This window comes from Caldococcus noboribetus, from assembly GCF_055389385.1.
The window spans coordinates 162,501-183,104 of sequence record NZ_AP042475.1 but is presented as its reverse complement, the minus strand read 5'-3'; the positions used below and the strand labels follow the sequence as shown (position 1 = coordinate 183,104).

General features: G+C 57.2%; 25 protein-coding genes and 1 pseudogene. 13 read left to right on the top strand and 13 right to left on the bottom strand.

Features of this window, described 5'->3' with window-relative positions:
• Positions 1-29: 29 nt before the first annotated feature.
• The 3 genes from ACZ5GQ_RS00960 to ACZ5GQ_RS00950 are packed head-to-tail and all read right to left on the bottom strand — an operon-like array spanning position 30 to position 2,308.
• Positions 30-665 (bottom strand): TenA family protein, encoded by a 636-nt coding sequence (locus ACZ5GQ_RS00960; RefSeq protein WP_498856800.1) that lies wholly within the window; start codon positions 663-665, stop codon positions 30-32.
• 57 nt (positions 666-722) lie between these two features.
• Entirely contained in the window at positions 723-1,934 is a 1,212-nt protein-coding gene (locus ACZ5GQ_RS00955) for an MFS transporter (RefSeq protein WP_498856799.1), read from the bottom strand.
• A gap of 32 nt (positions 1,935-1,966) precedes the next feature.
• On the bottom strand, positions 1,967-2,308 hold the full coding sequence (locus ACZ5GQ_RS00950; protein WP_498856798.1) for an MGMT family protein: 342 nt from the start codon (positions 2,306-2,308) through the stop codon (positions 1,967-1,969).
• A gap of 70 nt (positions 2,309-2,378) precedes the next feature.
• On the opposite strand from ACZ5GQ_RS00950, the gene ACZ5GQ_RS00945 reads away from it, so the two are divergent.
• Positions 2,379-2,894: a helical membrane plugin domain-containing protein gene (locus ACZ5GQ_RS00945; protein ID WP_498856797.1), complete on the top strand. Its 516-nt coding sequence runs from the start codon at positions 2,379-2,381 to the stop codon at positions 2,892-2,894.
• A 58-nt stretch (positions 2,895-2,952) separates the two neighbouring features.
• Here ACZ5GQ_RS00945 and ACZ5GQ_RS00940 read toward each other — a convergent pair whose 3' ends face one another.
• The 6 genes and pseudogenes from ACZ5GQ_RS00940 to ACZ5GQ_RS00915 form a co-directional block, all read right to left on the bottom strand.
• Positions 2,953-3,204, bottom strand: a complete 252-nt coding sequence (locus ACZ5GQ_RS00940) for a ferredoxin (protein ID WP_498856796.1) — start codon at positions 3,202-3,204, stop codon at positions 2,953-2,955.
• A 114-nt stretch (positions 3,205-3,318) separates the two neighbouring features.
• Positions 3,319-3,954, bottom strand: a complete 636-nt coding sequence (locus ACZ5GQ_RS00935) for a superoxide dismutase (RefSeq protein ID WP_498856795.1) — start codon at positions 3,952-3,954, stop codon at positions 3,319-3,321.
• Positions 3,955-4,009: 55 nt separating this feature from the next.
• Positions 4,010-4,375, bottom strand: a complete 366-nt coding sequence (locus ACZ5GQ_RS00930) for an AAA family ATPase (protein ID WP_498857330.1) — start codon at positions 4,373-4,375, stop codon at positions 4,010-4,012.
• A pseudogene (locus ACZ5GQ_RS00925) lies at positions 4,349-4,751 on the bottom strand (ATP-binding cassette domain-containing protein); the annotation flags it as partial. The pseudogene ACZ5GQ_RS00925 and the gene ACZ5GQ_RS00930, both read right to left, overlap by 27 nt.
• The gene (locus tag ACZ5GQ_RS00920) at positions 4,745-5,734 is read right to left on the bottom strand and encodes a FecCD family ABC transporter permease (protein WP_498856794.1); all 990 of its coding nucleotides are present in this window, start codon (positions 5,732-5,734) and stop codon (positions 4,745-4,747) included. The pseudogene ACZ5GQ_RS00925 and the gene ACZ5GQ_RS00920, both read right to left, overlap by 7 nt.
• Positions 5,715-6,986, bottom strand: coding sequence for an ABC transporter substrate-binding protein (locus tag ACZ5GQ_RS00915; protein WP_498856793.1), 1,272 nt, complete (start codon positions 6,984-6,986; stop codon positions 5,715-5,717). Before ACZ5GQ_RS00915 ends, ACZ5GQ_RS00920 begins: the two co-directional genes overlap by 20 nt.
• A 125-nt stretch (positions 6,987-7,111) precedes the next feature.
• Here ACZ5GQ_RS00915 and ACZ5GQ_RS00910 point away from each other — a divergent pair, with 125 nt between their 5' ends.
• From ACZ5GQ_RS00910 to ACZ5GQ_RS00900, 3 genes are all read left to right on the top strand, one after another.
• Complete coding sequence (locus ACZ5GQ_RS00910; protein ID WP_498856792.1) at positions 7,112-7,993, top strand: eIF2B alpha/beta/delta subunit family protein; 882 nt, start codon at positions 7,112-7,114, stop codon at positions 7,991-7,993.
• A gap of 16 nt (positions 7,994-8,009) precedes the next feature.
• Entirely contained in the window at positions 8,010-8,357 is a 348-nt protein-coding gene (locus ACZ5GQ_RS00905) for a hypothetical protein (RefSeq protein WP_498857329.1), read from the top strand.
• Positions 8,358-8,499: 142 nt separating this feature from the next.
• Positions 8,500-9,381 (top strand): mechanosensitive ion channel family protein, encoded by an 882-nt coding sequence (locus tag ACZ5GQ_RS00900; protein ID WP_498856791.1) that lies wholly within the window; start codon positions 8,500-8,502, stop codon positions 9,379-9,381.
• A 1-nt stretch (position 9,382) separates the two neighbouring features.
• On the opposite strand, the gene ACZ5GQ_RS00895 is transcribed toward ACZ5GQ_RS00900, so the two are convergent.
• The gene (locus ACZ5GQ_RS00895; RefSeq protein ID WP_498856790.1) at positions 9,383-10,471 is read right to left on the bottom strand and encodes an MFS transporter; all 1,089 of its coding nucleotides are present in this window, start codon (positions 10,469-10,471) and stop codon (positions 9,383-9,385) included.
• Positions 10,472-10,639: 168 nt separating this feature from the next.
• On the opposite strand from ACZ5GQ_RS00895, the gene ACZ5GQ_RS00890 reads away from it, so the two are divergent.
• Positions 10,640-11,389, top strand: coding sequence for a helix-turn-helix domain-containing protein (locus ACZ5GQ_RS00890; protein WP_498856789.1), 750 nt, complete (start codon positions 10,640-10,642; stop codon positions 11,387-11,389).
• Here ACZ5GQ_RS00890 and ACZ5GQ_RS00885 read toward each other — a convergent pair.
• Positions 11,386-12,261 (bottom strand): MBL fold metallo-hydrolase, encoded by an 876-nt coding sequence (locus ACZ5GQ_RS00885; protein ID WP_498856788.1) that lies wholly within the window; start codon positions 12,259-12,261, stop codon positions 11,386-11,388. The genes ACZ5GQ_RS00890 and ACZ5GQ_RS00885 overlap by 4 nt on opposite strands.
• Before the next feature lie 145 nt (positions 12,262-12,406).
• On the opposite strand from ACZ5GQ_RS00885, the gene ACZ5GQ_RS00880 reads away from it, so the two are divergent.
• Both ACZ5GQ_RS00880 and ACZ5GQ_RS00875 read left to right on the top strand, forming a co-directional pair.
• Entirely contained in the window at positions 12,407-13,264 is an 858-nt protein-coding gene (locus ACZ5GQ_RS00880; protein ID WP_498856787.1) for a DMT family transporter, read from the top strand.
• 99 nt (positions 13,265-13,363) lie between these two features.
• Positions 13,364-13,636, top strand: coding sequence for a stationary phase-response protein (locus ACZ5GQ_RS00875; RefSeq protein WP_013266428.1), 273 nt, complete (start codon positions 13,364-13,366; stop codon positions 13,634-13,636).
• Here the strand turns inward: ACZ5GQ_RS00875 and ACZ5GQ_RS00870 are convergent.
• The gene (locus ACZ5GQ_RS00870; RefSeq protein WP_498856786.1) at positions 13,633-14,247 is read right to left on the bottom strand and encodes a hypothetical protein; all 615 of its coding nucleotides are present in this window, start codon (positions 14,245-14,247) and stop codon (positions 13,633-13,635) included. The two genes, ACZ5GQ_RS00875 and ACZ5GQ_RS00870, sit on opposite strands and share 4 nt — an antisense overlap.
• Positions 14,248-14,383: 136 nt before the next feature.
• Here ACZ5GQ_RS00870 and ACZ5GQ_RS00865 point away from each other — a divergent pair, with 136 nt between their 5' ends.
• From ACZ5GQ_RS00865 to ACZ5GQ_RS00840, 6 genes are all read left to right on the top strand, one after another.
• Positions 14,384-16,063, top strand: a complete 1,680-nt coding sequence (locus ACZ5GQ_RS00865; RefSeq protein ID WP_498857328.1) for a long-chain fatty acid--CoA ligase — start codon at positions 14,384-14,386, stop codon at positions 16,061-16,063.
• Positions 16,064-16,156: 93 nt separating this feature from the next.
• Positions 16,157-17,509: an NAD(P)-dependent malic enzyme gene (locus ACZ5GQ_RS00860; RefSeq protein WP_498856785.1), complete on the top strand. Its 1,353-nt coding sequence runs from the start codon at positions 16,157-16,159 to the stop codon at positions 17,507-17,509.
• Between the two features lie 5 nt (positions 17,510-17,514).
• A complete protein-coding gene (locus ACZ5GQ_RS00855) occupies positions 17,515-17,994 on the top strand; it encodes a GNAT family N-acetyltransferase (RefSeq protein WP_498856784.1) in 480 nt (159 codons plus the stop codon).
• Positions 17,995-17,998: 4 nt separating this feature from the next.
• Positions 17,999-18,487, top strand: a complete 489-nt coding sequence (locus ACZ5GQ_RS00850) for a GNAT family N-acetyltransferase (RefSeq protein ID WP_498856783.1) — start codon at positions 17,999-18,001, stop codon at positions 18,485-18,487.
• 93 nt (positions 18,488-18,580) lie between these two features.
• On the top strand, positions 18,581-18,991 hold the full coding sequence (locus ACZ5GQ_RS00845; protein ID WP_498856782.1) for a metal-dependent transcriptional regulator: 411 nt from the start codon (positions 18,581-18,583) through the stop codon (positions 18,989-18,991).
• Positions 18,981-19,427, top strand: a complete 447-nt coding sequence (locus tag ACZ5GQ_RS00840) for a CopG family ribbon-helix-helix protein (RefSeq protein ID WP_498856781.1) — start codon at positions 18,981-18,983, stop codon at positions 19,425-19,427. The genes ACZ5GQ_RS00845 and ACZ5GQ_RS00840 overlap by 11 nt, the downstream gene beginning before the upstream one ends.
• On the opposite strand, the gene ACZ5GQ_RS00835 is transcribed toward ACZ5GQ_RS00840, so the two are convergent.
• Positions 19,424-20,545, bottom strand: coding sequence for a tryptophan--tRNA ligase (locus tag ACZ5GQ_RS00835; RefSeq protein WP_498856780.1), 1,122 nt, complete (start codon positions 20,543-20,545; stop codon positions 19,424-19,426). The genes ACZ5GQ_RS00840 and ACZ5GQ_RS00835 overlap by 4 nt on opposite strands.
• Between the last annotated feature and the right edge of the window lie 59 nt (positions 20,546-20,604).

The window sequence follows — 20,604 nt, the reverse complement described above, 5'->3', positions numbered from 1 at the left end:
GGCTGCCGCCTTAATAGCCTTGTGCGGTCTCAGTAGACCGTTGGGTCCTTTCTGAGGGCTGACTCCCAGAACGATATCTCAAACCTGACGCTGTTAACGAAGGCCCTCTGCATCTCCGGCGTCACGTTGTACGAGTCGAGAACCTCAAGAAGGGCCCTCACGCGCGAGTTGTAGTCCTCCGAGGCGTAGAACTCGCCCCAGGCCCTGTAGAGGGGGTCGCTTGAGAGGGCCACGTAGCTGCCGACCTCGCTGTAGCCCCACATGCAGGGGGCCCACGCGGCCAGGAACTCGGGCCAGCCGAGCGAGGCGTAGTAGTTAAGGTGTCTAGTATAGACGTAGTTAGTTAAGTTCATTCCTGTCGAGCTTATCTCAGCCTCGCTTATACCAAGCTCGCTGAAAAGCTTCGAGTGTACCTCAGCCCCGCGCTCGGGGTTAGCAAAGACCGCCAGGAGAACCTTGATGGCCTCTGAAAGGGGGGCCTGAGAGGCGGCCCTTATGACGGCCCTCTGCATCTCTGCAACATACTTAGAGTCCTGCACTAGGTAGTATCTGAACACGTCCCTCGGCAAGGTACCGTCGCGGAGCATCTCGACGAACCTGCTCCTCACGTACTGGCCCCACAGGTCCCCGGCCGACTGCCTTAGGATCTCAGAAGCCTTAGCCAAGTCAGGTCCCGCCTGCTACTACCGACAGTAGTAATTAAAAACGCTAGTAGAGGCCGCTTAAGGGCCCTGCGCAATCACAGGAGGCCTGACGAGCACCGCAGAGGCCCTGCGGGCAAAGAACATGGTGGCGCCAAAGATGGCAGCCACTATAGGCACTATGCTTAGTATAGTGGTCTGGTACCCGGCCGCGGTCACTATAGCTCCAAGGGCGGCCGGCAGCCCGGAGCCTATTACCATCATTATCGAGAAGAAGTAGCTGTTAGCGGCGTTGAGGCTCCTTGGGTCAAAGGTCCTGGATATGGAGATGACGCTAAGAGTGTACGTAAGGCCATGCGGAATTCCGAGGAGGAGCAGCGCAGCCATGTAAACCAGCAGGCTGGGCGAGGCCCAGGCAGCTATGAGGCCCAGGAGGGTAAGGCTTGACGAGAGTATCATAAGCCTCACCACGTTGTATGGGGGCCTTATGGCTAACACCAGCCTCCCCAGGAACGACGTTGTGTAGAACAGTGAGTATAGCAGAAGCGCTATGGAGTCGCTTACGTGAAACCTGTACTCGGCGTAGAGGCCTGCGAAGCTAGTTATAAAGGCGAAGGGCACCGAGTACGTCAGGTTGTTGAGCGAGGCTGCTATGAACCCGTTGTTGGCAAGTATAGAGGCCACCTTGGGCCTAGCTGAGCCCTTGGCTGTGCGCTCCTCCTCAGGAAACTTGACCAGTGGGGCAACTACTGCTACGAGGGCCGCTATGGGCTCAAAGAATATGAACGAGTCCTTAAGCCCAACATATTTTACTATAACGGAGTCAATAGCAGGGCCCACGAGCAAGGAGGTGCTGAGGGCAAGCGTGTAGATTGTGAGGAGCCTCTCCCTGGCCTTAAGGTCCTTAAGGCTTCCAGCGGAGGTCATTATATTAGGCATTATAGGGCCCAGCGCAATGCCGGCGGCTATTGCAAGCAGCCAGATAGTCAGGGGGCTTGAGAAGGCATAGAGTGGAAACAGCGCCACGTAAGCTATGGCTGCCGCTATGAAGAACTTTCTCCTGGACTCCGCTGACAGCCTAGCGTTTATGAAGGTGCTCGAGACGAAGGTGGATCCCATGAAGGCCGTTGCTATGAGCCCTACGGCAAGGCCGTTGAAGTTGAAAAGCCTCTTGACTAGCAGGGGCAGGGTGGTCGCTATCATATTATTTGAGGCCCTGGCGCCGAACGTGATCAGTATCACTATGGCCGCCATCACCGCGAACGAGTCTACGCTGCCTTTGGCTGCCTTCATTAGGCTTCACCTTTATGCGTCAGCGTACGGCTTTACGTATTATGGTCAGTCACCCATAAATTTTTATCTATAGACCTCAGGTCCCTAATTATGAAGTCCTCGAGCACTTTGCCCTTATCATCAAACCTGACGCCCTCGGACTCTAGGAGCCTCCTCTTCACCTCTGGCCCCCCGAAGGCATAGCCACCTACGCTCCTGTCGGACATTATCACTCTATGACATGGTATTTCAATAGGCCTTGGATTTCTCCTGAGGGCCCTGGCCACTGTCCTGGGAGAGACGCCAAGAAGCTCTGCTACGGCCTTGTAGGTGGTCACCTTGCCTCTAGGTATTGCCTTAATGACCATGTAGACCTTTTCGTCCAGGCCGCTCATAGTGACCCTAAGTAATTACTGAGAATCACTTATAAAGGTGTACCATAAAGAAAAGGCTGAGGAGAGCGAGTTGAGCGAGGACAACATAAAGGCCGCCCAGCTGCTTGGCGCAGCCCTGGGGGCCTTTGTGTCATCGCTGCTTGCCGCCCTTCCAGCATCGCTGGAGGAGATTGCAAAGCAGGGCGGCCAGGGCGAGGGACCCTCAAGCCAGATAGCCAGGTGGGCAGTTTCTGCCTCCCAGGAGATATCAAAGGTGTTGGACTCCAAGCTGCCCCCTCAGGAGGTTGGCAAGCTGGTTGAAGGGCTTGTGGTGTCCTTTAAGGGGCTTGCGGACGTCGCCATAGAGCTCTCTAGGACCCTGGGCGACCCGCAGGTGGCCGAGGTCATAAAGAGGACCTCGGAGGGCTTTAAGAAGAGCCTCAACCTCATTTCATCATCTTATTATGACCCTATGGCAATGATAAGGGCCATGTCGGACCCTGACGTGGCCTACGCAGTGGGCGTTATACTAGCCATACTTAAAGCCTTTGGCGTGGCCCTCAGGGTGTCCGCAGACAAGGCCATGGGGGATCAAAAAACCAGCTGACCTTATAGGAAAACCTAGGATACTTAGCGAGCAGCCCCTCAAGGTGGGCTCTAAAACTTCAGTAAGAGCCGTTAGGACCCTCGTAATGGATTATCTGCGTCGGGCAGCTCTTGGCCGCAGCGTCAACGCAGTCCTGGAAGTCGTCGGGCACTTCGCCGTGGTTTATGTCGTTGGGGTCCGTCCTCCACTTGGCTATTATCTGGCTCTTGCCGTCCACGTCACTCATCTCGAAGACGTCTCCGCAAAGGCTCACGCACACCATGTCTGCTATGCAGTTATCCCTGGGGTCTATCCTGACCTTTATGGTCATCCTTGGTCCCACTTCTCAGTAGTTTTTAGAAAGGAAAAAGCAAGAATATGTACCTAAAAATTAAAAACTAAATGATAACAAAAATATATACAGGCCTATTTATTACTCATAGTTTCAAAGTATCAGCTTAGGCGTGTTCAGCGCCTTCTGGTACCTGGCCTCCACGTCGTCCCAGTTTACCAGGTCCCACCAGCTGTCGACGTACTTAGCTCTGTCGTTCCTGTAGTCTATGTAGTAGGCGTGCTCAAACACGTCAACTGCTAGCAGCGGTATCAGGTTTGTGGTAACGACATTGTTATGCTTCTCGACCTGCAGTATCCTCAGGTCGCCAGTTACAGGGTCGTATGCAAGTATGGCCCATCCTACGCCCTCAACGTTCTTGGCGGCGTCGCCGAAGAGCTTCTTAAACTTGTCAAAGGAGCCAAAGAACTTGTTTATCGCGTCCCCTATGGCGCCTCCAGGCGTTCCCCCTCCCTTACCCTTAGGGGCCATGTTAAGCCAGTAGAGAGTGTGCAGTATGTGTCCTCCGTAGTTGAACTCGAAGTCCCTGGCAACTGCCCTCACGTCTATGTCGGTCAGCTGGCCGTTAAGGTACTTCTCAAGCTTGTCAAGGGCAGCGTTGGCGCCGTTGACGTAGCCTAGGTGGTGCTTGTCATGGTGATACCTAAGAGTTTCGGCACTTATTATGGGTTCAAGGGCATCATAGTTGTACGGAAGGGGCGGAAGCTCGTACCTCTTAAGGGAGACCACTTTTCTCGCCCAGGAGCTCAGGACGCTACTGGAATATAAATCAATGTATGATTATTCACTTAGAAAATCTTTTTAAGAGCAGCTCGGGCATATAAGATGGCGTGTTCCCGTCGATGCGCCTTATGCTAATCCCGTAGACGTCGCTCAGAAGCCCCTCGCTCAGGGCTTCCTCAGGCGGGCCGAACGACACCAGCCTGCCGGACTTCAGCACGGCGACGTTGTCCGCTATTGCGGTATACTCTATGTCGTGGGTGGCTACCACTGCTGAGACGCCCTCCCTCGTGAGCTCCTGCAGCAGCTCGATGACCTTGGCCCTGTTGGTGACGTCCAGGAAAGCTGTGGGCTCGTCAAGTATGAGCAGCCTTGGGCCGCGGGACAGGGCCGCCGCCAGGAGCAGGAGCCTCTGCTCTCCGCTGCTCATTGATATGACGGGCCTGCGCCAGCCCCTCCAGGCCAAACCTGCCCAGGGCCTCCAGGAACCTATTTTTCCACGAGCCGTCAGAGGAGCGGTAATTCATGGCAAGGGCCACGTCAAGGCCCCTGGCCATGGGGTCCAGGGACGGCTGCGCGGGCACATAAGATATGTACCTGCGGTACCCCTCGGGCCTGACCCCGTCAAGCTCTACGGAGCCCCTGAACTTTATGAGCCCGGCCAGGGCCCTCAGCAGCGTCGTCTTGCCCGCCCCGTTGGGGCCTATTATCATGAGTAGGCCTGAGCCATGTGTAAAACTTATGTCATTTAGTATGCGGACATCGTTTATCTCATAGCTGAGGTTTCTTACGGCTATGCTCACCATGAGCCCTCGCTCCTCGACTTTAACAGTATGTAGACCAGCAGAGGGGCCCCAAAGACGCTGGTGACGGCCGTAAGTGGCGCCTCTGAAGGATATATAACTAACCTTGCAGCTATGTCGCTGACCACTGTGAGCGTGGCGCCTATAATGGCTGCTGCCGGAAGGACCATGGAGAAGTTACTTCCATATATGCGCCTCGCGAGCCATGGTGACACAAGGCCTATGAAGCCCACGGGGCCTGACATAGCTACAACAGCTGACGTAGCAGAGGAGGCCAACAGGAAGGACAGGGTCCTCACTAGGCCCACGTTGACTCCCAGGCTCCTGGCCACATCGTCACCAAGCATGAAGGTGTTGACTCTCTTTGCTAGGACGGCGAGCCCCGCCAGGGACGCCAAGGCGACCGCCGCGGACCTTTCAAGCACGTTGGTGGTCACGAAGGCCACGCTGCCAAACATCCAGTAAAGCGCCCCGGGCAGCCTTGGGCCAAGGTCTATCATGAGGAACATAGTTATGCCGCTCAACAGGTAGGAGGCCGCAACGCCAGTTATCAAGAAGGTAGACGCGCCGCCGCCGGCGAGCGAGGAGACTAGCGTCACTAGGGCGAGCGTCAGGAGCCCGCCGGCCATTGCGGCTGCGTACAGCTCGAGGAAGCCCACGTGGCCCAGGTATATCATGAGCGTGACGCCTAGTAAGGCCCCCGAGGCTACCCCAGCAAGGTATGGGTCAACGAGGGGGTTGCGGAGGGTGTACTGCAGCGAGGCACCGGCGGAGGCCAGGGAGACACCTAACACTATTGCTGCAGCTGTCCTGGTAAGCCTGTAGACTATAATGTAAAGGTAGGTGTCAGGCATGTCATGGCCTATCATTAGGTCGACCAGCTGGGGCAGGCCAACCCTGGAGTAGGGGCCTGTTGAGACTGAGGCCAGCGAGGCCAGCGCCAGCAGTATCGGGGGCGCCAGCCACTTAAGCTGGCCCGCCCTCAAGGTTCACACCTGATATGCTTAGCGTTGACGGCGAGATCACGCTTGGCAGGCTGCTTATGTTGAATGCCTGCGGGTGAAGTATTTCGGCTATTAGCAGCGCACCATATGGTGCAAGCACGGACGGCTCGCTTAGGACGCTCTCGTACCAACCCTCCACTAAGTAAACCCTGCCTGAGGCTATGGCACTGATGTTCTTGTAGGCGGGCCCTATGGACGAGTTGAGCCACTGTATAAGGTAGGACTCGTTGAAGAGCCCCCCGTTGCTCATCAATATTATAACCTGCGGGTTAGCCTCGAGGAGCTCCTCAGCCGTCACCACTGGCCACCCGCTGCTGTTGGCGAAGGCGTTGACGCCGCCGCCCAGCATTACAAGGTCGTTCTGAAAGGTGCCGCCACCGGCCACGTAGGTTGGGTTCACCCAAAGTATGACCGCTACCCTTACCTCTGGAAGGCCCTGAAGCCTTGACTCCAGGGAGCTGATCATAGCGGAGTCGTTCTCTACAATGCTTACGGCCTCCTTTACGTGCCCTGTGGCCTCGCCTACCATGATTATGGACTTATATACGTCGCTAAGAGAGCTCGAGGAGGGCAGCAGGAGCACGGGTATGCCGTACTGGCTGAGCACTGAGGCTATGTAGTCGTTGTAACCCCACCCGGCCGTCCCAATGACGAGGTCAGGCCTCAGCGCAAGTATGGCCTCAACGCTTGGGGAGCTCCAGGTGCTGCCTATGCTGGCCACTGAGCCGTTCTGGTATAGCTTGTTTATCGTGTAGTTGAAGGGCGGCGGAAGGTACGTGAGGCTGTTATTATCAACTCCAACAAGCTGGCTGGCAGCGCCTACCGCAAGCACCATCTCGGTAGAGGCAGGGTCAAGGGTCACTACTCTGTGGGGCATCGCAGGTATATAGATTGTCTGGTTGAGCGCGTCAACTATGGCAACTGGGAACCCTATGGTTGCCTCTAGGTTTGAGACCTCGTCCCTTATCTTTGCTATCTGGGAGCTGACGCTCGCGTTAAGCTGCGCTAGGAGCTCTCCAATGTACTCGCTCTCGTCAGTCAGCCTGCTCGACACCTCACTCATCACGGTGCTGTTTATATTCGACACTGAGGAGCTGACGTCACCGAGCTTCCTGTTAATTGCCTGAACCTGGTACATAGAGTAAGCCGTCAGCCCCACAAGAACGACCATAACTATCAGGGTTGACGCCAAGAGGGCTGTTGCTGTTGACCCCTTAGCGCTCCCTTTGCTCATACTAGATCCCTGGATACCGTATCCAGGCATCTAATTAAAAGTTTTCGCCCTGGTGCAAACGTAAGGGATAGGCCCCTGCGAAAAGGAAAAATCCCTTTTTGTTCCCAGCGTGCCCTGGGGGTAATTTGCTGGAAAGCATACGAAGGGCTGTGCTCGAGGTTTCATCAGAGCAGATAAGGGGGGCGTCGTGGTCCGCGGAGACGCTTGCCAGGGCTGTTATCGAGGACTCCTCAAGCGGTAGGGCATCATGCGATAACGTGGACAGCATCTCGGGCCTGCTCGTATCGGCCAACCCGACCATGGGGAGCATAGACAGCCTCGTGTGGGCGCTGAAGGAGGCCTGCTACAGCGGCAGGACACTTAAGGACGGGGCTGAGGCCTTCCTGGACTACATGAAGTGGTCAAGGGAGGAGGTTGTTAGGCACGCGGTGGACCTAGTTAAGGGCCAGCCCATAAGCGTCATCACGATAAGCTACAGCAGCAACGTAGTCGACGTTCTAAAGTCCATACAGAACATGGTCAAGAAGGTCTACGTGCTTGAGAGCCTGCCGGGGGGCGAGGGAAGGAACGCCGCGGCGGAGCTCAGGTCAAATAGGTTTGACGTGGAGCTAATAGCTGACGCCGCGGCGAGCTCCTACGTGGGCCGCGCAGACATGGTTCTTATAGGCGCAGACAACGTGACCTCCGACGGCTGCATATACAACAAGGTGGGCTCCAAGAACCTTGCTATACTTGCTGGCTACTTTGGAAAGCCCGTGATAGCCGTGTTCGAGCCGTATAAGATAACGGAGGACTCCCAGTGCGGAGGCGTCAAGCTTGTGGAGAGGACCTACCAGGCAGAGCCATGGGGCGAGGTCAGCTACAAGGTCTTTGACGAGCTTACCAGGGACCTGGTTGACGCAGTTCTCAGCGTGAGGGGGCTCACTGACAACACCCCTGCGCAGATATCTTCCCTCAGGAGGTCCTTTGAGGAGTGGGTGATGTCGAGGATTGAAGGAAAACGATGACATTGAGGGGGCCTCCCTGACTGAGCTGGAGAAGCTCATCCTGGTTCACATATACAAGTACGGGCCTGACAACCCCTGGTACATGGCCAGAAGGCTCCTGGGGGCCAGCGGGTGGGCTCCCAAGTACAGCGAGGACGAGATAGAGAGGGCCTGCAATGACCTGGAGTCTAAGGGGTACCTGACCAGGTTCAAGGGACAGCTTAAGAGGGAGGTCACCTCGTCGGTCAAGCCGTGGCTTAAGTTCAAGTCCAGGGAGATGGGCCACAAGCCGAGCGGCGTCTACTACGATCTAACCAAGGCGGGAAGGAAGCTGGCGTCTACGATATACAAGGCTATGAGACAGAACGAGGGCGCCAGCGTTTAAACCTTGAGATATCAGCGGCCAGCTAACAGGATTTAAGGGACCTTCATCAGCAGTGAGACCTCCTGGGTGCTAGATGTCCGTTAATAACTCTTATACCACAGTGACGCGGCGCGTTGGTCACGGCACGCTCTACTTTCTCTTGTTGGCAGCCTTGATAGTAGCCATAGTGATTCTAGTAGGTTACGTGCTCATAAAGCTGAAGCTCATACCTACAGGCTTTGAGAACTACCTTTACGGCGTACTTTGGCTCATAGCGTCTGTGTCCGTGACGCAGCTGGTTGCTATAGCTCTTAGGAACAGGCTCGCCTCAACCGTGGGCCCCGCCAACGCATCCTCAGTGGCCTTCATAGTGAGGCTCAGCGGCTATGTAATTGCGTTCGTGGTGTTCCTGGCAATAATAAAGGTGGGAGTAACTGAGGCCCTGGCCGCTGGCGGCTTCGCAGGGCTAGTGGTGGGTCTTGCCTCGCAGTTCGTCCTCTCTAACATATTTGGGGGCATAGTAATAATACTCACGAGGCCCTTCAAGGTAGGCGACAGGATAACGTTCAGCACCTGGCAGTACGGCCTCATAGTGCCCTCCTACCCGCCTAAGTTCTTCTCAACGGACTACCTGATACCTGGCTACACAGGCGTTGTGCAGGAGATAAACCTGATGTACACAGTTATACTCTCAGACGACAACGTCCCAATAAAGGTGCCAAACAGCATTATGGCCCAGGCAGCGATATTCGTGCACTCGGACAACGAGATAAGGAGGGTCAGGACCCGCTACGAGGTCCCCAAGGATCTTGATCCTGAGATGGTTATAGAGAGGCTCAAGAAGGAGCTCTCGTCGCTCCCTATAGTGGCGGACGTGCCAACTATAAGGGTCATAGAGACGAGCCAGAGCACCTACGTTCTGGCGATAGACGCCAAGTGCAAGACAATGTTTGAGGACGAGGCCCGCCACAACATATTAATAACTGTAATGAAGACTATAAGGGCAATCCAGGAGGAGCAGAGGAAGACTAAGCCCACGGGCTAGCCTAGCGGCCCCTTCTCCTGGCCTCTAAGGCTGCTAGCATTAACGCTGATGCAAAGAGGGGCGAACCTATGACAAGGGCCCCAGCGCCATAGCCCTCCTCCATGAGCGCGGCTATCACGACGCCGCCCAGGAGGCCGCTGAAAGCCTTACCGGTGTAGATGGCTGCGTTATTTGAAGTCGAGAACGCCTCGCCGTAGAGGTCGCCTACTATGCTGAAGAACAGAGGTATCTGGGCGCCGTTGAAGAAGCCGACTAGGGAGACTGCGACGACCTTAATGAGCCCAGGGCCGTAAAGCGCTAGGGCCGAGGACAAGGCTACCGTTAGGAGGGACGCCAATATGGTCCTAGGCCTTCCCAGCTTATCTGATAGGGCCCCTAGGACTGGCCTCCCAAGGCCGCTTGACAGGGGAAAGACGGAGGCTGCAATACCAAAGAGGTACCCCTTGAGGTCCGTCAGCCTTCCCAGCGAGCTTGAGAAGGAAACCAGCGGAACCAGGGAGAGGACGAACGTCACGTAGAGCAGCCACCAGCTGGGCGACCGCGCGGTCACTGTCAGGTCAACGCCCTTGAGCCCCCTAGGGTAGTCTATAACTGCAGAGATGCCGCTCAGCACGAACAGCTCCAGGAGCCCTATGATTAGGCTTACCTCCCTGAAGCTCCTTGAGAGGCCTATGAACGGGTTGGCCACCGCAGCCCCAAGGCCGAAGCCAAGGCTCACTAGACCTGTAGCAAGCCCCCTCCTGTCGGGGAACCACTTCACTGCGGCGTTTGATGCTATGCCATAGAGCACCCCTTCGCCCACGCTTCCAACGCTCCAGAAGGTGTAGAACTCCGCCAGGGAGGTAGAGAGGGCCGTGCCAAGGAAGCCCATGGCAGAGAGCAACGAGGCCAGGGGCGCTATGAGCCTTGGCCCCCTCCTGTCAACAAGGGGGCCGGCGGCCAGCTGCGAAGCAGTAGAGAATATAGCGAATAGCGTGAATGCCACGCTGACCTTGAGGAAGTTTATGTGAAGGCCATACGCTATCAGCGGGCTGAGGACGTTCCAGGAGTACTGGTAAAGCGAGTTAAAGGCCATCACTACGAAGCTCATGGCAAGGAGCTCGCTCCTTCTCGTCCTTAAGGCACCTCGCTGGCCCGCCTCCCCTGGCCTTTCGCCTGTTTTAACGCTAAAACGGCCGCGAGGTGTGATCGCGGGCTTGCGTTCAGCCATTAAGTATTATAAGGATACATAAGTCACATACGACTCGCGGGAAGTAGAATGAGCGCTGACGTGAACGACCTAGAGACAGCCATCAGGAGCCTGCTGGGTATCAATAAGTACGAGGCAGCGGCCTACCTGGCCCTCCTGAAGCTTGGAAAGGCAAAGCCTCAGGACATAGCCAAGGAGTCCTCGGTGCCCTCCCAGAGGATTTACGACGTGCTCAGGAGCCTTGAGTCCATGGGCCTCGTGACGGAGTTTGACGGCGTCTACCAGCCGATTGAGCCAAAGCAAGCCATAAGTGCCATAGCGGAGAGCGAGATAATGAAGAGCCTTGAGAAGGCAAACAGGCTGAGGGAGCTCGGGGACCTGCTCTCAAGGACCTACGGGGCCAGCATAAGGGAAGGGACCAGGGTGAGCCTTGTGAGAGGGCTAAACAACGTCTTTGGCGCAGCCATGTCCTACAGCAGCTCCTGCAGCTCAAGGCCCATATTCATGGCGTTCAAGGTATTTGACAAGCTCGCCGAGCTCCTCCCCGAGCTGAGGAAGCTCGTGACGTCGTTGCCCTCTGGGGCAACCGTGATAGTGCCCAAGGGGTCGCTAGATAAGTACAAGCAGCTGGCTGACGAGTTTAGGAGGCTCGGCATAAGCTTCGTGGAGTCGGAGGTCGCATTTATAGACCTCATGGTGTCGTGCAACGCTGTTATAATAGGGCTCCCTCACGGCAATGACGCCGTTGCGGTGGTAGTTATCGATAAGGACTTCTCAGACGCTATGTACAAGAGGCTCAGCGAGCTGGTCTCTCGTTAAGCCGGTATGGGTTCCCCTCTCCTCACCGCATCAACGAGGCCGTCAATGGTGTTTTCAAGGAACCCCTTTATCATAAACTCCTCGCCGTCCGAGAGCAGGGACCTTACGTAGTCATCATTCTTGGCAAGCAGCCCTTCTAGGACGTCATAGCTCTGTTTGTCTGACTTCTTGATGAGATTGAGCCAGAGGGTCACCTGGGACTTGGCCCTCGCAAGCCATGTCATAGCATCGTCATGAATTCCGAAGTGCGTCGGCGCTATCTTTTTCGGCTCCAGCGACATCATCTTGTCTATGCTCTCGACGTACATCATTGGCTTGAAGGGCGGGGGCGTGGTGGGCAGCATGACCTCACGCCCTTTCACAGTAAATATAACGCCAGCCGAGTCCCCAGTGAAGATTATGCCGTCAGGGTCCAGCAGCAGGCTCATGTGGTGGCTCGCGTGCCCCGGAGTGTGTATAACCCTTATCCTTGAGCTGCCTAGCTCCAGGACCTTTCCGTCATCCGCCGGGAAGACCCTCTCGGGGCTGGCGGTAAGGGGCCTCCCGTAGGTGCGTGGCAGTATTGGGGCCACCTTAAATGAGGCCTCGTAGAGCTTTGAGGGATCCACTATGTGGGGCACGCCCCTGGGGTGCGAGAACACTGTCGCTGAGGGGAAGTCCTTCAGCAGGTGGGCGGCGGACCCAGCGTGATCAAGGTGCACGTGAGTCACCACTATTAAGTCAGGCTTCACGCCAAGGGACTCAAGGCCCTCTCTGAGCTTGTCATAAGCGCTCTCCGGGCCCGGGTCCACCACGGCTACCTTTTCATCTATTATGACAAAGGAGGATATGTAGCCCCTGAGCTCCCCCGGGCTCACGTCGATAACCTTCACTTCCGCCAGGCCTAGTCACCTTGGTTTTGAACGGAGTGCTAGGTTAAAGCTGTGAGTGTAGAGCGCGGAGACTTCAAAGGGAACTATATGCGTTGGCCAGCTGACGTGTTTTAATCCCTGCACTTCAAAGGCCCTTGGAAGGCCTTTGCGCGTAGCGGACTACGCCCTAATGGCAATAATGGCCGTCAGCTTCTCCTTAGCCGCTATTCTAGTTGTGCTTAGCGGCGCGCCGGGGCCCGTAGCCGCCACGTGGAGGCTAGTATTATCATCGGCTATTGTGGCAGCCATAGCGTGGGCCAGGGGCTCCATAGGCTCCCTGGCGAGGCTCTCCAGGAGGGACCTGATGGTAGCCGCCGCTGGGGGCCTCTTCCTCGCGATGCACTTCGACCTGTGGATGACCAGCCTGCACTACATAAGCGTTGCCGTCAGCGTGACGCTCGTGGACTCCTACCCTGCAGTTCTCATAGTGGTTGGGCTGGCGTTCTTCAAGGAGAGGTACAGGCCCCTCGAGGTGCTGGGCTCCGCAATAGCCATGCTGGGCGTCGCCCTGCTGTCGCTCTCTGACCCCGGAGGCAGGTTTGCAACCGGGGTGCTACTGAGCCTGGGAGGCATGATTGCAATGGTGCTCTACCTAAGCGTCGGGAAGTCCATGAGGGCAAGGCTTGACACGTTCAGCTACGTCACGGCGATATACGTTCCGGCGGCGGCCTTCAGCGCCGCGGCGTCGCTGGCCCTGGGCTATGACCTGCTTCACTATAGCGTTAAGGCGTGGCTGTGCTTTCTAGGCCTGGCCATCGTCCCAATGATGGGAGGCCACACAGTAATGAACTACCTTATAGGCAAGAAAAACTTCATAGCGTCCACCATAGCGATGATGGCAGAGCCCGTGGGCTCTACGATCCTAGCATACCTAGTACTCGGCCAAAGAATACCTTTTGTACAGTATGTATACATGGCGGTCACGCTTGTAGGCATAGGGCTTGCCGTGGCGCCTGGGAGTTAATACGCTGCAGGGCCCCGCACTTAGTGGGCAGGGTGGGGACTCTATAAACTCCTTATAACTTTTAAGAACACAGCTAACAGAGAAGCGGGGTGAGCCAGCGTGTCAGCCGCGCAGGTAAGTACTGAGGAGAAAATTAGGCTTGCCATGACCATTCTGACCACGATAGTGAACGACGCGGGAGTTCCAAGGAACATAAGGAGGGCCGCAGCCACGGCGCTAACCTACCTGAGGGACACCAAGCTGTCGCCTGCCGTGAGGGCAGCTAACGCGGTTGGGGCCCTTGACGAGATAAGCCAGGACCCCAACATGCCCCTTCACGCCAGGACTAAGATATGGCAGGTGCTCACCACACTGGAGACCATAAGGGATTAACATCCAAGTCCTGAGAGGCTAAGCAGGAGGTCCGTGAGGCGTGAGCCCTCAAGGCCTTCCTCTAACGCCCACTTTTTATCCTCACCTATCTGATCCTTTAGGCTCACTATAACCCTCGGCCCCCTTCTCCAGAGCGATGAGACCTCCTTGGCACCCACGAGCCCCGGCACCACGAGAGGAAGGCCCGCGCTAACAAGTGACGACGAGGCCTCAATGGAGGCGGGCGAGGTGAACCCCCTGAGCAGGTAAATAAGAGTTGGCCTAACGGAAGCCACCAGCCTGGCGGTCTGCGCCGAGGCCTCCCCCAGGTCCAGCAGGTCAACCAGGGCCCAGCCCCTGACCGGGGCCCTGAGGGATTCCACGCCCCCTTCGGATATCGTCGCTTCCCCAATCACCCTCAGGTCGCCCGGCCTCCTAACCTTAGCAGTTACCTCCTCATCCCTAAGGAGGCCCAGCGGGTCAATCAGGGAAGGCCTCCCGGAGGCAACGCTAAGTGTTGCCATGGGCCAGTCCTCAACCAGGGCGACGCAGAGGGCCCTGCCGTCGGGGCGCCAGAGAAGGTCGTAAGGCCCCTCGCTGAGCACCACGGCGTAGCCGCTGTCCTTTAGCACCTCACGGGCCGACGCCGTCTTAGGTCCTATTTAAGGGGGTCCAAGGCGACTTATTTAAGTAGTTTTTACAAACAATCCTCTTATATTTTCCTTAGGATAAACCTCCTCCTGAAGGAAAAAAGAGGTGTACAAGTCAGTGTCCCTACCTGAGGAGATTCCGGACAGGCCAGGCTCGGAGCTTACTATAACAAGGATATACGAGAGGGCCAGGTACCTGTTCCCGGACCAGGAGATAGTTTACAGGACAAGGAAGGGGGTCTTCAGGTACACCTACTCGGACTTCGCTGATCGCGTGGAGAAGTTGGCGTCAGCCCTGTCGTCGCTGGGCGTCAAGGGGCTTGACAGGGTTGCCACTATGGACTGGAACACCCACTGGCACCTGGAGGAGTACTACGCGGTCCCAATGATGGGCGCCGTACTTCACCCGGTAAACGTTAGGCTTGCCCCACAGGAGATTATTTACACGATGAACCAGGCCGAGGACTCTGTCCTGATAGTGAACGCTGACTTCCTTCAGCTGGCGGAGGCCGTGGTGCCTAACGTCAAGAGCCTAAGGCACGTGATAGTTGTAGACGCGGACTCCGTGCCCAGCAGGGTAGGGGGCGTTCAGGCATATCACTACGAGGACTTGCTTAAGGAGCGCGGCGGCAAGTTCGAGTTCCCAACCCTCAACGAGAGGAGGCCGGCGTTCATGTTCTACACCAGCGGCACAACGGGCCTTCCCAAGGGCGTGTACCACAGCCACAGGCAGGTGGTGCTGCACGCTTTCTCAATACTGTCGTCGGTGGCGGGGTTTGGGGCAGGGCCAAAGGGGATACAGATAACCAGCAGGGACGTGAGCATGATAGTCGTGCCCATGTATCACGTGTACGCCTGGGGCTTCCCGTTCTCCTCGATAATGTCAGGGCAGAAGACCGTGCTTCCGGGCAAGTTTGACACGAAGGCTTACCTAGAGCTCATAAAGCAGGAGAAGGTGACCTACTTTGCCGGCGTGCCGACGATTCTCTACATGCTCCTGGCTGACCCAGAGAGCGAAAAGTACGACCTGAGCGGGGTCGTGTTCATAAACGGCGGCTCGGCGCTGCCCGAGGGGCTGGCCCTCATGGCCGAGAAGAGGGGCATGAAGGTCTTCGTGGGCTACGGCCTCACGGAGACGGCGCCCGTGCTCACGCTGGCCCTTCCGCCATCAAGGCTTCAGGACAGGCTGAGTGACAGGGAGCTCTTCTACATAAAGCTGAGGACCGGCTACCCGATATTCTTTGTTGACATAGCTGTTGTCGACCAGGATGGAAGGCCCGTGCCAAAGGACGGCAAGACACTTGGAGAGGTCGTGGTAAGGGCTCCATGGGTCACCTACGAGTACTACAAGGACCCCGAGAAGACGGAGGCCGCGTGGAGGGGAGGCTGGTTCCACACCGGCGACCTGGCCGTGTGGTACCCCGACGGCAGCATACTGATAATGGACAGGGAGAAGGACGTGATAAAGAGCGGGGGCGAGTGGATAAGCAGCCTAAGGCTTGAGGACGCCATCAGCCAGCACCCGGGCGTACTGATGGTAACAGTGATAGGCGCCAAGCACCCCAAGTGGGGCGAGAGGCCAGTGGCTCTGGTAGTTCCAAGGAAGGGCTGGGAGGGCAAGCTGACTACGGAGGAAATAAACAGGTTCCTCACGGAGAACTTCGTTAATAGGGGGGCCATACCGAAGTGGTGGCTCCCTGACAAGGTAATAGAGGTTCAGAGCCTGCCCCTGACGAGCACCGGGAAAGCTGACAAGAAGGTGCTCCGCGCTCAGTACAGCGACGTCCTGACAAAGTAGGGCGTGCGGCCGAAGCTGAAGGCTTCCTTTACTTATGAATAGGAGGCCCTTTAATATTTCTGAGCGCAGGTGGATACGTGCAGGTGCGCGCTCTTGGCAGAGGAGGAAGAGGGCACTGAGGAGTGGTATAAGCTGAGCACTGAGCTGCACAGGTTCTACGGCGGCAAGATAGAGGTCCTGCCCAAGGTGCCCGTCAGGAGACTTAAGGACTTTGCCATATGGTACACCCCAGGCGTGGCTCAGCCCAGCAGGCTCATAAGCTCAGACCCTGACCTCTCCTTCGAGCTCACGTCAAGGTGGAACACGATAGCCGTGGTGAGCGACGGCACGAGGGTCCTCGGCCTGGGCAAGGTGGGCCCGGAGGCGGCGTACCCGGTGATGGAGGGCAAGGCTCTGCTCTTCAAGTACCTAGGCGGCGTGGACGCGGTGCCTATAGTGCACAGGGCCAGGGATGCGGCTAAGTTTGTGGAGCTGCTTCAGCTCATAGAGCCCTCCTTCGGCGGCATAAACCTTGAGGACATAGAGAAGCCGAAGTGCTTCGTCATACTTGACGAGGCCAGGTCGAAGCTGCAGATACCCGTGTGGCACGACGACCAGCAGGGCACGGCCACCGCCGTGCTCGCGGGGCTCATAAACGCGCTTAAGGTTGTCGGCAAGAAGCTCCAGGACGTCAGGATAGTGCTCTTCGGCGCCGGCGCCAGCAACGTAGCCTTCTACAGGCTGCTGAAGGCCTTGGGTCATAACATGCACAACGTTGTAGCAGTCACTACTAAAGGAGTCCTTCACCCTGAGATGAAGGACATTGACAAGCTCATGCTAACCGACCCGTACCAGTACCAGATAGCCATAGAGACGGGAGGGGGAGGCCTCCCCCCTGGCTCCCCAGTGGAGAGGGCCTTCGACGGCGCTGACGTAGTCATAGCCGCCTCCTCCCCCGGGCCAGGGGTCATAAGGCCCGAGTGGGTCTCAAGGATGAACAGGGACGCCGTCGTGTTCGCCCTAGCCAACCCCGTGCCCGAGATATGGCCCTCTGAGGCCAAGAGGGCCGGCGCCAGGGTCGTGGCGACCGGCAGGAGCGACTTCCCTAACCAGGTCAACAACAGCCTCGTCTTCCCTGCCGTCTTCCGCGGCGTCCTGGACGTCAGGGCGAGGACCATAACTGACACCATGGCCATAGCCGCGGCCGTCGAGCTGGCGAAGTTCGCCGAGGAGAGGGGCATATCCGAGGACAGGATACTTCCGACCATGGAGGAGTGGGAGGTCTACCCCAGGGTGGCCGCCGCCGTCGCAGTTAGGGCGGTCGAGGAGGGGGTGGCCAGGAGGTCTACCACGTACAGGGAGGAGCTGGAGAGGGCCACTGAGATAATAGGCTCCGTCAGGCAGAAGATCCAGCTGCTCTGGAACAACGGCATTATACCTAAGCCTCCCGTTGACTACCAGGGGTGAAACGATTGTACGCGGAGACCGGCATAAACATAAGGAGGGCCCTCAAGGAGGACGTGAAGCAGCTCTCGGAGCTCGTCTACAGGTTCTATTCGTTCAACGCTGAGTTCGACCCCAGCTGGGCTGCAGTCAACAACCTCAGGGAGCTGGCCGAGGACCACGCTAACAGGCTAGTCGAGGACCAGGGGTCGCTGGTCCTTGTGGCAGTCCAGGGCCTCGAGGTCATAGGGTACCTCGCGGCCTACATTGAGGAGAACCCCCTGCTTATAAATGGAAGGCAGCTGGTCATCAAGGAGCTCTACGTGAAGCCGGAGCAGAGGAGGCAGGGCGTGGCCACGCTCCTGGTTAACAAGGCCAGGGACGAGGCCAGGAAGCAGGTGGCGTCACTGATAACTGTGGAGTTCCCAGCTGGAAATAAAATAGCCGAGGACCTCTACGCTAAGATGGGGTTCAGGCCGTACCTGGTCAGGTACGTGAAGGAGGTGTGAGTCGATGTCAATAGAGAACATAGTGATAAGGAACATGACCGAGGCTGACATAGACCAAGTTACTGAGCTGGTGGTGAGGCTGAAGGGGCTTAACGAGGAGCTGGACCCGCACTTTAAGGTTGTCCCCAACATATATGATGTCGTTAGGGAGTACCTTGCGAAGTCACTCAAGGATGAGAACACAGTGGTGCTTGTGGCCGAGGACACCTCAAACAAGGTAATAGCGGGCGTCATAAGGTTTGTAATAGAGGACAGGCTCTTCTATGAGCCAAGGCTTAAGGCCCAGATAACGGACTTCTACATTAGGCCCCAGTACAGGAGGAAGAGGCTCGGCAAGATGCTGATAGACAAGACGTTCGACGAGGCGAGGAAGAGGGGGGCAGGGATAGTGACAGCCATTTACCCGGCTGGCAATACAATAGCTGACAGCTTCTACACGAAGCTTGGCTTCACTGAGCTCAACAAGGAGCTTTACAAGCCGTGCAGCCTGTGAGGTGCAGGTATTACTGGCGACCGCATGGGCCCCTCTGCCCCTCAAGGGCTACCTACTAACTCTTTTTACCCTTCAAGCGACCTAAGCCTAAGGGTGCCGCTGACGTACGCCGGCAGCAGGCCCATATCACCTAGCCTGCAGGAGTATCTGACCGCCATTTACAAGCGCGGGGGCCTCAACTCGTGGGTTCGCACGACTGACGTGGCCGCAGACTTGGGCATGACCCCTGCCAGCGTCACAGAGGCCTTCAGGAAGCTCGCGGCCCTTGGCTACATTGACTACATACCCTACAGAGGGGTGAGGCTTACAGAGAGCGGGGCCTCCGTGGCAGAGCCCATAGTTAGGAAGGAGGCGCAGATAATGTCTGCCCTGGTCGCCATGGGCATAAGCGAAGCCGAGTCCGAGAGGCTGGCGTGCATGCTTGAGCACATTATGAGCGATGAGGCCGTGGAGAAGCTTAGCAGCTTCGTGAAGAGGTGTTCAGGTGACAGCCATGGGCAATAAGGTGAGGTTTGGGGTAAGCCTTCCTGACGACCTGAGCAGGGAGCTTGACCTCCTGGCAGCAAAGGTTAACGCGAGCAGGAGCGAGCTCGTGGAGCAGGCGCTCAGAAACATGCTGAGCGACTACATACATTACCTGGTCCCTCACGAGTGCGACGGAGTTATGGTGGCCCTGTGCCCCGAGAACAAGGGAAGCGAGAACATAATAGAACAGTACTCTGACATAGCTGAGACCTACATACACTCGCACAGGAACGGTAAGTGCTTCGAGGTCCTGATGATCTCGGGGCCATCCCAGAGGATATCAGAGCTTCACGGCAAGCTGCTCGCCGCGGGGTGCGGGGTCAGGTTCCTCCCGAGCCTCTCCCTGGAGTCGTACTTCTCAAGGCCGGAGGCCGCGGTCCCGCAGGTCGGGGAGGGTAAGGGCAACTCCCATTAATACTTTGGCAGCTCCACCAGGGACTGGGCCTTGTCCTTGTAGGCCTCAAGGGAGCGCTGGTGGGCCTCAAGGAACTTAGCCAGCTTCTCGGCGCCCATGGCCTTGCACTGGCCGCAGAGCAGGGAGCCTCCCCTGCACCTGGCCTCTATTGAGGCGAGCTCTGAGTCGTCAGGGACAAGGTAGTAAAGGTACTGGTCAAAGACAGGGCACTTGTCCGGCTCCCCGCCCAGCCTCCTCTGCTCCTCGGCAGTGTTGCGGCCTCCCGTGAGGGATGCCTTGAACTTCCTCACGGCCTCCTCCACTGGCTCCGTCAGGAAAATCGTGGCCTCGGGCCTGCTCTTGCTCATCTTGCCCCCGTCGAGCCCCCTTATCAGCTTGTGGTATGTCGCCGCCGGCGGCGTGAACTCTATCTCGCCCCTCATCCTTGCAGCTATGTCCCTTGAGAGCCTTATGTGGGGGTCCTGGTCAGCGCCTACGGGAACTACAACGTACTTGTAGCCTCCGTACTCCTTCAACATGGGGTGAAGTATGTCCGCCACCTGGGTGAGGGCGCTCATTACCTTGGCTGGGCTCAGGTCGCCATATATGGCCTCCATCTCGTTAAAGGTCACCTTAGCGCTGAAGAGCTGGATAAGCTCGTGGTAGGGCCCCTCCCTGCCGGTCTGGAAGTAGAACTCCGTTTTCTGCGGGTCGAGGCCCAGGGCGAGGAGGTTAGGTATAAACTCATCCAGGGCGCTCCTGATAACCTCCTCCCTGCTCGCCCTCCTCACGGCGTAGGCCTCAGCGTCAGCCATGCAGACGAAGACCTTGAAGCCGAGCCTCTGGTAGAAGACCAGTTGAAGGCCCGTGAGCATGTGGCCGAAGTGGAACTGCCCGCTCGGCATGAAGCCCGTCACCACAGCCACGGGCTCGCCCGAGGCCCAGGCGTTGAGCACGACGTCCATGTCCCTGTGGCCAAATATTATGCCTCTCCTCATGAAGGCGCTGGGCTCAACCCCCATGGACTTAAGCTTCTCAAGTATCTCGGAGAAGGGCCTTATGCCGAAGACCTCGTAGAGTCTCTTGTAGTCCTTTATGTCAGGCCTTCCCCAGGGGTCTATCCTCTCCTCGCTGCTCATGAGCTCTCCTTCCTCCCACGCCTCAGCTGAAGTATTAAGCCTAGCCGCGTTATATTAAT

Coding starts and splice junctions, on each gene's coding strand:
- ACZ5GQ_RS00955 (WP_498856799.1), bottom strand. CDS start 1,934: ATGAAGGCAGCCAAAGGCAGCGTAGACTCGTTCGCGGTGATGGCGGCC.
- ACZ5GQ_RS00890 (WP_498856789.1), top strand. CDS start 10,640: ATGAGCGCTGACGTGAACGACCTAGAGACAGCCATCAGGAGCCTGCTG.
- ACZ5GQ_RS00895 (WP_498856790.1), bottom strand. CDS start 10,471: ATGAGCTTCGTAGTGATGGCCTTTAACTCGCTTTACCAGTACTCCTGG.
- ACZ5GQ_RS00950 (WP_498856798.1), bottom strand. CDS start 2,308: ATGAGCGGCCTGGACGAAAAGGTCTACATGGTCATTAAGGCAATACCT.
- ACZ5GQ_RS00840 (WP_498856781.1), top strand. CDS start 18,981: ATGGGCAATAAGGTGAGGTTTGGGGTAAGCCTTCCTGACGACCTGAGC.
- ACZ5GQ_RS00930 (WP_498857330.1), bottom strand. CDS start 4,375: ATGAGCAGCGGAGAGCAGAGGCTCCTGCTCCTGGCGGCGGCCCTGTCC.
- ACZ5GQ_RS00835 (WP_498856780.1), bottom strand. CDS start 20,545: ATGAGCAGCGAGGAGAGGATAGACCCCTGGGGAAGGCCTGACATAAAG.
- ACZ5GQ_RS00850 (WP_498856783.1), top strand. CDS start 17,999: ATGTCAATAGAGAACATAGTGATAAGGAACATGACCGAGGCTGACATA.
- ACZ5GQ_RS00940 (WP_498856796.1), bottom strand. CDS start 3,204: ATGACCATAAAGGTCAGGATAGACCCCAGGGATAACTGCATAGCAGAC.
- ACZ5GQ_RS00915 (WP_498856793.1), bottom strand. CDS start 6,986: ATGAGCAAAGGGAGCGCTAAGGGGTCAACAGCAACAGCCCTCTTGGCG.